The 10,088-nt window shown below is 34.8% G+C and carries 10 protein-coding genes and 1 riboswitch; all 10 genes read left to right on the top strand.

What is annotated here, in order from left to right; genetic code table 11:
- The coding region (locus Q5O73_RS08595; protein WP_302669475.1) for an NAD(P)-dependent oxidoreductase at nucleotides 1–229 on the top strand (229 nt) is incomplete at its 5' end.
- Nucleotides 230–336: 107 nt separating this feature from the next.
- Nucleotides 337–1,212: a fibronectin type III domain protein gene (locus tag Q5O73_RS08590; RefSeq protein WP_021953185.1), complete on the top strand. Its 876-nt coding sequence runs from the start codon at nucleotides 337–339 to the stop codon at nucleotides 1,210–1,212.
- A 202-nt stretch (nucleotides 1,213–1,414) separates the two neighbouring features.
- Nucleotides 1,415–2,044 carry a single-stranded DNA-binding protein gene (locus tag Q5O73_RS08585; protein WP_302669474.1) on the top strand — a complete coding sequence of 210 codons (630 nt, stop codon included), beginning with the start codon at nucleotides 1,415–1,417 and terminating at the stop codon, nucleotides 2,042–2,044.
- 360 nt (nucleotides 2,045–2,404) lie between these two features.
- A complete protein-coding gene (locus Q5O73_RS08580; RefSeq protein WP_302669473.1) occupies nucleotides 2,405–3,496 on the top strand; it encodes a PT domain-containing protein in 1,092 nt (363 codons plus the stop codon).
- Between the two features lie 97 nt (nucleotides 3,497–3,593).
- Nucleotides 3,594–4,967: a hypothetical protein gene (locus Q5O73_RS08575; protein ID WP_021953182.1), complete on the top strand. Its 1,374-nt coding sequence runs from the start codon at nucleotides 3,594–3,596 to the stop codon at nucleotides 4,965–4,967.
- Nucleotides 4,968–5,089: 122 nt separating this feature from the next.
- Nucleotides 5,090–6,625 carry a glycosyl hydrolase gene (locus Q5O73_RS08570; protein WP_302669472.1) on the top strand — a complete coding sequence of 512 codons (1,536 nt, stop codon included), beginning with the start codon at nucleotides 5,090–5,092 and terminating at the stop codon, nucleotides 6,623–6,625.
- Between the two features lie 64 nt (nucleotides 6,626–6,689).
- Nucleotides 6,690–7,886, top strand: coding sequence for a glycosyl hydrolase (locus Q5O73_RS08565; protein WP_021953180.1), 1,197 nt, complete (start codon nucleotides 6,690–6,692; stop codon nucleotides 7,884–7,886).
- Nucleotides 7,887–7,972: 86 nt separating this feature from the next.
- A riboswitch (Lysine riboswitch) is annotated at nucleotides 7,973–8,150 on the top strand.
- 88 nt (nucleotides 8,151–8,238) lie between these two features.
- Complete coding sequence (gene dapA, locus Q5O73_RS08560; RefSeq protein ID WP_302669471.1) at nucleotides 8,239–9,123, top strand: 4-hydroxy-tetrahydrodipicolinate synthase; 885 nt, start codon at nucleotides 8,239–8,241, stop codon at nucleotides 9,121–9,123.
- Between the two features lie 46 nt (nucleotides 9,124–9,169).
- Complete coding sequence (dapB, locus tag Q5O73_RS08555; protein WP_302669470.1) at nucleotides 9,170–9,931, top strand: 4-hydroxy-tetrahydrodipicolinate reductase; 762 nt, start codon at nucleotides 9,170–9,172, stop codon at nucleotides 9,929–9,931.
- Nucleotides 9,900–10,088, top strand: a complete 189-nt coding sequence (locus Q5O73_RS08550; RefSeq protein WP_302669469.1) for a hypothetical protein — start codon at nucleotides 9,900–9,902, stop codon at nucleotides 10,086–10,088. The genes dapB and Q5O73_RS08550 overlap by 32 nt, the downstream gene beginning before the upstream one ends.

The raw sequence follows: 10,088 nt of genomic DNA, 5'->3' as shown, positions 1-10,088 counted from the left end.
GGATGATTTAGTCTATGCCCTTAACCATGATGTTATATGTGGAGCGGCATTAGATGTGGTATCAAAAGAACCGATGGCGCCTAATTGTCAGTTACTTAATGCCAAAAACATTATAATCACTCCTCATGCTGCATGGGCTCCGTTGGAGACAAGAACGCGACTTATTAAAATCGTTTCAGAAAATTTGCAAAAATGGCTTGCAGGAACCCCTATAAATGTTATAGAATAAAACAAAAGGGGCGTCGGTTAGAACACAAAATCTAATACGTTTTGATATGGGAGAGCGGATATTTCCCAAATTGTATTAAAATTTTATATCTTAAAGGAGGAACAATCATGAAAAGATTGGCAAAGAAATTTGCAGCATCAGTTCTTGCACTTACACTTGTAATTGCTATGGGAACTACATGTTTTGCAGCAACTTGGGGCAGCTACTTTGTTGCTACAGAAGGATGGTACGAAGGAGCAGAAGGAAAGTTAACATCAAACAAGGCATCAGGCTTTACAGCAGCTATTGATTCTGTAGGCTGGATGGGTGTTTGGGGAGCTCAGGTTTACATTGATGGAGCTAAAAGCGGAAATGCTAAAAACATTAATGTAAAGAAGGGACAGACATACACACTTTCATTTACAATTAAGGCAACAAATATCACAAAGTTTGCATATGTTAAGGTTGCTACAGGTGATACATTAGCATACTCAACATGGGTAAAGATTCCAGCTAACAAGACAGTTAAGGTAAACAAGACATTTAAGGCAAAAGCTAATGCAAACTCAGTTTATTTTGGACTTGGTGGAGATATCGGTGACAGAGAAGGTGTATCAGAAGACGGAGATGCCGCTACAAGATATCAGGTATTTAGAAAACAGTTTAAGCAGGAACCAGCAGACGGACTTGCAGTTGATGCTAATGGAGATTACTCATCATCAACGTTAATTACTGTATCTAAGTTTACATTAGTTCAGCAGCCAAAGATTAAGTCAGTTAAGTCAACAAAGAAGGGCAAAGTTACCGTTAAGTTTGCAAAGGCTGCAGGAGCTTCAAAATACAAAGTGAAAGTTGGAAGAAAGGTAACTACAACTAAAAAAACAACAGTTACAGTTAAAGCTAAGGCTGGAAAGAAAGTAAGTGTACAGGTAGCAGCAGTTGCAAAATCATCAGGTGTTGCAGGTGCATATAGTGCAAAGAAAACAGTTAAGGTTAAAAAATAATATAATACTGTTTACAGTATATGAAAAGGATCGTTGCATGACGGTCCTTTTTACGTTATAATACCAAAAAATTAGGCATTTGATATAAAGACTATTATAAGTCGGAAGAAGTCGAACGATTTTTTACATTTTTAGGAAAAAATAGTGTATAATAATATTGATAAAAAAATAATACACCAAAGTGTGGTAAGGGGGAAATACAATGATTGACAAAGTTATTGAGAACAACAGAGTGAGTATTATAGGAGAAATCGTATCAGAATTCAGATTTAGCCATGAAGTTTTTGGAGAGGGATTTTACATAGTTGATGTGTCTGTAGACCGACTAAGTGATTTAACAGATGTAATTCCGTTAATGGTATCTGAGAGACTGGTAGATATTAACGAAGACTACCAGGGCAGACTGGTAGAGGTTTCAGGTCAGTTTAGATCCTATAACAGGCACGAGGGGACAAAGAACAAGCTGGTTCTTTCCATATTCGTAAGAGAATGGGAAGAGGTAGAAGAGAATCTTGAGTCAGGAAAAACTAATCAAATCTTTTTGGATGGATATATCTGTAAGGCACCAATTTACAGAAAAACGCCATTAGGAAGGGAAATTGCTGATTTGCTTATTGCTGTAAATCGCCCATATGGAAAGTCAGATTATATACCTTGTATTGCATGGGGGAGAAATGCGAGATATGCATCTAACTTTGAAGTGGGAGGACATATTCAAATCCGGGGAAGAGTTCAGAGCAGGGAATATGTAAAGAAGATTAGTGAGGAAGAGACTGAAAAGCATGTAGCCTATGAAGTTTCGGTAAGTAAGTTAGAATATATTGATGATTAAAAATATACTGTTGTGTTTAGTTCCGGTAAGGAGCAATCCACAACAGTATATTTTTTTGAATTAAAAGAAAAAAATCTGACGGTTAAAATATAAGATATTCAGGAAAAGATGTAAAAATGATTTTATGTATATAAGGTATGAAAAACTGAATTGTGATAATTATACCAATATATGGTAGTGGTTATAAATAAAATATGTGAAAAAAATCACATTTGAAATGGATAAAAGTATTTTTATTTGTGAAAAGTGCGTAATTGAAACATTTTTATATTGATTATCTTTATAAAAAATGTTACAATACAGGTAACTGAAAATTAGGCGTTTTCAAAAAAGGAGAAATATTTAAAGGAGGAAATGAAAATGAGAAATATTTTCAAGAAAGCGTTAGCAGGAACAATGTCAGTTGCATTGGTTGCAGCTTTATTTGTAGGAGCTGATGTTAATAAGACAACAGTAAAGGCAGAGGATGGACAGTTATCATCATGGCAGGTATATCAGTCAGGAACTGCACCACATGCTTGGGGTGATTATGAGGAGTCAGCATATAATTCAATTACTTTTACTGATTCAGCTAATACAACAGTTACAAATTTCAATTCAGCAACAACAAATGCCAATGGTGAAGTTGTTGGAGGAATAACTGACTCAGGCGTGGTTGCAAATGGTTTTGCAGCTAATATCAAGAGCAATGGTTGGCAGGCAGACTATGGTAATGGTTTAAACAATCCATGGTCACTTAGAATGACAATGGATAATATCAAACTTACAGAGGGTCATATTTATAATATTTCATTTAAGGCAAAAGCTACATCAACTAAGTATTTTAACCTTGCATTTAATACAGGTTCAGGTGACTATATGTTTGGTGAAACAGAAGCAGAACTTGGAACTGATGAAAAGACATTTACATACACCGAATTTAAGAGCCAGGCAACAACATCTTTACAGATGGTTATCTCATTAGGAGCTTTCCCGGTTGTAAATGAAAATGTAAAGGCTAAAGAAGCAAACTGGACAGGTACAGTTACATTCTCAGATATTACTTTTGAAGATTTAGGTGTTGATCCGGATTATGAAAAGGCACCGGAAATTCCAACAGAAAAACCTACAGTTAAGCCAACTGAGAAACCTACAGTTAAGCCAACTGAGAAACCTGCAGTAAAACCTACAGTTAAGCCAACAACAAAGCCTACTGTAAAAACACTTGCAAAGGTTAAAGGTCTTAAGGCTGTAAACAAGAAAAAAGGAACTGTTAAGCTTTCATGGAAGAAGGTTTCAAAGGCTAAGAAGTACCAGATTAAGGTTGGAAGCAAGACATATAGCGCAAAGAAGAATACATTAACAGTTAAGAAACTTAAAAAGGGTAAGAAATACACATTTAAGGTTCGTGCAATTGCAAGTGGATACAAATCAAGTGCATGGGTTAAAAAGTCAATTAAAATTAAAAAATAATTTTTGACAGCATACTATATAAATGTTACCCAATGCTTATGCATTGGGTAACTGTTTAATAACAGGTAATTTATCAATTTGTTCAGGAGGACAAGAAGTGAGAAAAGGATTTTTAAAGAAAGTATCATCAGTTGCTTTAGCTCTTACTATGGTAGTTGGTTCAATTAATATTGTTCCGGCTGCATCACATGCCAGCAATGGAGCTAATGTTGCTTCAAATATTACATGGAACTATTTTTCAATAATTCCTGCGGATGGAAAAGAATCAAGCTTAGATAAGCTTCATAATGGACATGTAGATGGAGAAGATGGTAAGAAGGTTAAGTATTGTTGGTATCATGCATTGACACATATTAGAACTGAGGATTATCCTAATGGTCAGGTTCCTTTAGGAGATTTTGCAACACAGGGATGGGTTGCACCGGGAGCAACAGCTTCTAAAGCTCAGTTTTGGGCAGCTAATACAGGATGGGACGGACAGTATAATGAACGTGACGGCTCATTAGTAGGTGATAATCCGTACGGACTTAGATTTTATACATCAAATATTCCTGTAGAAAAAGGTCGTACATATACTGTATCTTTCAAATATAGAAGTACACTTAAAGGTAAGAAAACTATATATGAAAAAGATGAATACGGTGATTACAAATACGATGAAAACGGTGAAAGAATTCCGGTATTAGATGAAAATAATGATCCGATACAGGAAGATAATTACATTAAGCACATAGGTTTTAATGTTATTAATCCTGCCAATAATAACGGTTTAGATTTAACTTCATATTCAGGATGTACATCAGGTGGAAGTATTGAAGCAGATAGCAGTGTTGAAGGCGAAAAGACTGTAAAGGTAACAGTAAAGGTTCCAAAGACATATGCAGGAAACGCAATATGTGTTCAGTTTACAGCTGGTTCATATATTACAACATATCCTGATGAAACAGCAATGAAGGGTAGTCTTTTTGTTGATGATTTCAAAGTTACAGCAGGTAACCAGTATACAGTTAAGTACATATGTGGAAATCAGTCATATACAGAGCATGTTAATGCCGGAGAAAAGGCATCAGGACATCAGTTCGCTGTAAAGGGAAAGACATTCTCTGCATACAAAGTAGGTTCATCAAAATACAATCTTTCTACACCTGTAAAGGGCAACTTAAATATTACATGTGTTTACACAGCTACAAAGAAGCCGGGTAAGGCAAAAGTAACATTTAAGGCTGCAAAGAAGAGTGCTAAATTAAGATTTAAGAAGCTTTCTAATGCAAAGGGATACGAAATTAAGTATGCTAATAACAGCAAAATGAAAAAGGCTAAAACAAAGACAACAACAAAATCAAGTATAGCAATTAAGAAGTTAAAATCAGGAAAGAAGACATATTTCCGGGTTAGAGCATACAATTTAGATTCAGCAGGAAAGAAAGTATACAGCAAAAAAGTTGTAAAGAAATCTATTGTTATTAAATAATTAGATTTTAAATATTTGAAAGGGTGGAAGGGTTATATATTTAAATAACTTTTTCTGCCCTTTTATTTATAGGCATTTGTTAGGGTTTATGATGAAAATGCTGGGAGGTTTTCATAATTTATATGGAGAAAATGAAAAAAATATTGGCTATGGTTTTATCCGTTACATTATTATTTTCAGGAATGATATTTGACAATACGTTAACTAAGGCAGACGAGACAAATACCTGGTCAGGTGAAGCAATAATAAGCCCGGAACAAAATAAGTTAATTGGTGCGGGATATATTGATATTAAATGGAATAATACATTGGAAAATGTAAAGCAGTATAAGGTCTATATTGACGGAACATTAAAAAAGACAATGTCACCATCAGGGGACATTATGAAATTTGAATTTTATACTACCAATGTGAAGGGATATACAGCACAAATTGTTGCAGAATTAAAGGATAACACTGTTGTAAAATCAGATGTAAGAAATTTTTATGTAACAAAAAAAGGAATATGTGTCAACCGAAAAGATATGGGAGCAGCAGTTGATCCGGCATCAATGAATATCGGATGGTATTATGACTGGGACTATAAATCATTAAAAGACTGGAATTATAAAAATAAAAAATTTTATGATTTAGAGTTTGTTCCTATGATTTGGGGAGACGATTCAGTAGATATTTCTAAAAGATGTGAGTATGCCAACAGAAAAGGTTACAAATATATGTTGTCATATAATGAGCCGGATTTAAAATTGGAATCAAATAAGCAGCCTGATACAATGAGATACAGATGGAATGAAATGATTGACAGCAAAGGAAGTCTCAGATTAGGTTCTCCTGCAACAGAAACATTTCAGATTAATTCTGACAAGTGGTGGACACCATTTTGGAATGGCTTAAATCAAACGCAGAAAAATAATATGACATTTATTGCAGTGCATGCATATCAGCATTATTATGACAATGCTGACACGGCATTAGAGTATCTTCATACAATAGATGAAATATATGCAAAATACAAAAAGCCTATTTGGATTACTGAGTTTGCAGTAGCGGATTCAGGAAATGTATTTAATCCTAAAAACGCCAAGCATAATGCACAGGTTCAGGAATTTATGAAAATTGTTCTTAAGGGATTAAATGAAAGAAGCTATGTTGAAAGATATTCATGGTTTGATTTTAATCCGGAAGATTCAAAAACAGGTGCTTCAGGTATTTATTATTATGATACGGGAAAGCTTACAACCTTAGGACAGATATATGCAAATATTGGAAATCCGGCAGGATATAATGCTAAAAAGTATAATGTATTATATACAACTTCAAAGAATACATCCATGGCTTCCTGCGTTGCGGCAGTGCCTACTACAGTTTATAGTGTGACAGCTAAAAAGAAGGCCTTTAGCTATAGCATAAAATCTGTAAAAAGAGCCGCAGGATATCAGGTTCAGTATTCATTAAACAAGAAGTTTAGCACAAAGAAAAAATACAAAACAAAAACAAAGAATATTTCAGCAACAAGTGCTACAGTTAAAAACGGCACAATTAAAAAGCTAACAAAGAAGAAAACGTATTATGTAAGAGTGAGAGCTTACAAAGTAATTAATGGAAAGAAATACTATTGTAAGTGGAGCAAAACAAATAAAGTAAAAATAAAAAAATAGAACCATATTAAGGGGTGGTAATGCCGCCCCTTAATTAATATCATAAGATTGGATTTAGAGTATTATGTTAAAAAGCAGAAAGAAAGTAATTATGGGGATTTTATTATTAGGACTAATAATAGTATCTCTTGTGGCAGGTTTTAAAATAAATGACAAGAATCGAATACAAAAAATTAATGCAAATAAAAGCAGCTGGAAGGAAAATGCCATAACCTTTCCTGAGGCAGGAACACTACAACCGGCAGGATATATTACAATAAATTGGAACAGTGCTGAAAAAATAGGTAAGGTTAAAAAGTATGTAATTTATGCAGATGATAAAAAAATAGCAGAAACTAACGGAAAAACCACTACCTATGAGTATTACACCACAGAGGTTAAGTTACATAAGATATACATAGAGGCACAAATAGAAAAAGGCTCGAAAATTTATTCTGATGTTATTCCTTTTTACGTGAATAAAAAGGGATTGTGCATGAATAAGGATATGGCAAGAAATGTTGATGCCGGTAACTGGGGAGTTTCATGGTATTATAACTGGAGCATAACCAAACATAATTTCACCAGTTTTAGAGATTTACAGTTTGTGCCAATGATGTGGACAACAGCACCTACAGATAAGCAGGAAATATCGGTATTGCCTAAGCTGGGATATAAGTATGTGCTGGCATTTAATGAGCCGGATTTGGAAGAACAGTCCAATATATCAGTAGAAGATGCAGTAGAGGGAATGAAGGCATTTATGAATCAGGATATTTATGTAGGTTCTCCTGCCACGGCATTATGTCCTCCATGGTCAGATGACTGGTTTGTGCCATTTATGAAACAAATGAAAAAAGAAAAAATGGATGTTGATTTTATACCTATTCATCATTATTGGAACTGGTGGAATGAAGAGGGGGTACAGGCATTTTTAGATTTAGTTGACAAAACATGGGAGATGTATCACAAGCCAATTTGGATAACGGAATTTGCCATAAGTGGTGTTCCTTACAGAACAAAGCAAATGAGACAATCAGTTATTGATTATATGAAGGGTGTTATTCCTGAATTAGATAAAAGAGATTATGTGGAGAGGTATTCATGGTTCTCTTTTAATCCTACAGATTACAGAAACGGAGGTTCCGCATTACTTGATATAACTACAGGTGAAATTACGGATTTAGGAAAACTATATCAGAGCCTTGGAATGCCTGAAGGATATGAAAATAGTAGTAAAGTTAAAAAAGAAAAAAATACACAAAAAGATATAGTAAAATAATGACATAATTAACTAAAAAAACATATAATAAATAAAAGTATTTTAGTTGACACTATTTAATGTCAGTGTTATTATAAACATAGTTGAACGATAGTAGAGGTTGCGCTAATTATTAGTAGGTTATATGATGTCCCGGAGGCAGATGACTATAGCAGAAAGGATGCGGCGCCGAAGGAGATGGTTTCCGGAGATTGTTTCCTGGGTATGTGGTTAACAGCCATATGACTGTCATACATATTTTATGTATGGGGAGCTACTTATAAGTTTTATATCAGAATTCTTATAAGGAGCTTATTTTAAGCTCCTTTTACTATGGTTTACAAGTACATATAAAATATAGGAGGAATAGAAAATGTCTATTTTTACAGGTGCCGGTGTAGCCATTATTACACCTTTTAATGAAGATGGTTCAGTTAATTATGAAGAGTTTGGGAGAATTATTGATGACCAGATAAGTGGTGGTTCAGATGCCATTATTGTATGTGGTACAACAGGTGAGTCATCAACAATGGATCACGATGAGCATATTGAAGTAATTAAGTATTGTGTAGAAAAGGTAGCAGGAAGAGTTCCTGTTATTGCAGGCTCAGGTTCAAATTGTACACGTGAAGCCATAAATATTTCGAAGAGAGCTGAGGAGGTTGGAGCTAACGGACTTCTTTGTGTTACACCATATTACAATAAGTGTACCCAGGAAGGTCTTTACCAGTATTATAAAGCTATTTCAGATGCAGTTAATATTCCGATTATTATGTATAACATACCGGGAAGAACAGGCACAACTATCCAGCCTGAAACAGCAGTAAGAATTGCAAAAGAAGTTAAAAATGTAGTAGCTATTAAGGAAGCATCAGGAAATATTTCAGCTGTTGCTAAATTAGCAGCTTTAGCAGACGGATGTATTGATATATATTCAGGAAATGATGACCAGGTACTTCCTATATTATCATTAGGAGGAAAAGGTGTTATTTCAGTGTGGTCACATGTTGCTCCAAAGAAGGTTCATGATATGGTATACGCATATTTAAACGGAGATACAGCTACAGCTACAAAGCTTCAGTTAGAGGCTATAGATGTGATTGGAGCATTATTTTGCGAAGTAAATCCTATACCTGTTAAGGCAGCTATGAATATGTTAGGTTATAAGGCAGGTCCCGTAAGAGCACCTCTTACTGAATTATCAGATGCTCATAAGGAATTACTTAAAAAGGCATTAAAGGATTACGGAGTCCTCTAAAGAGCATTTTACATTTAGAAGAAAAATCTAAACACGGAGGTTAAAGATGGTTAATGTTATAATGCACGGATGTAATGGCAAAATGGGAAGAGTCATTACCAATCTTGTGTCACAGGACAATGATATAGAAATTGTAGCCGGTGTAGATGCTTATACAGGTATAGATAATGAATATCCGGTATTTACTTCAATAAAGGAGTGTACCGTAAAGGCAGATGTAATAATTGATTTTGCTGTCACATCGGCGATTGACAATTTATTAGATTATTCTGTCAGCACTAAAACACCTGTGGTTATATGTACAACAGGACTGTCTGCAGAGCAGCTTGAAAAAGTGAACGAGGCCAGCAAAAAGGTGGCAGTTCTCCGTTCAGCTAATATGTCATTAGGTATTAATACACTTATGAAACTTTTAAAAACTGCTACGGAAGTTTTAGCTAACAGAGGTTTTGATATTGAAATTGTGGAAAAACATCACAATCAGAAGGTTGATGCTCCTAGTGGAACAGCGTTAGCCCTGGCAGATTGTATGAATCAGGTTTTAGATAATCAGTACGATTACACCTATGACAGAAGCACTGTACGCCAGAAGAGAGCTAAAAACGAAATTGGAATTTCAGCAGTTCGTGGTGGCACAATTGTAGGTGAACATGAAGTTATCTTTGCAGGAATAGATGAAGTTATTGAAATTAAGCATACAGCATATTCAAAGGCAATTTTTGCTAAGGGAGCCATTGATGCAGCTAAGTTCTTAAAAGGAAAAGAAGCCGGATTATATGACAGTTCCGGCAGCGTTGAAAGAACTTGAAAAGATAGAAATGGTGCGTCAGTTGGACAATGTATACAGGCTGGATCATGCAGTAACGGCTAATCAGAAAACAATATTAAATGCGTTTGGACTGGATGCAAATCACATAAAATACTATGCATCCGAGTTAAGTAAAGAATTAAAAAAGGCGGAATAG

Origin of the sequence: Eubacterium sp. AF15-50, assembly GCF_934835595.1 — a bacterium.
In the GTDB taxonomy this organism is placed as follows: Bacteria; Bacillota; Clostridia; order Lachnospirales; family Lachnospiraceae; genus Eubacterium_G; species Eubacterium_G segne.
Note: the sequence above shows the minus strand (reverse complement) of the source record. Positions and strands in the feature narration are given on the sequence as shown.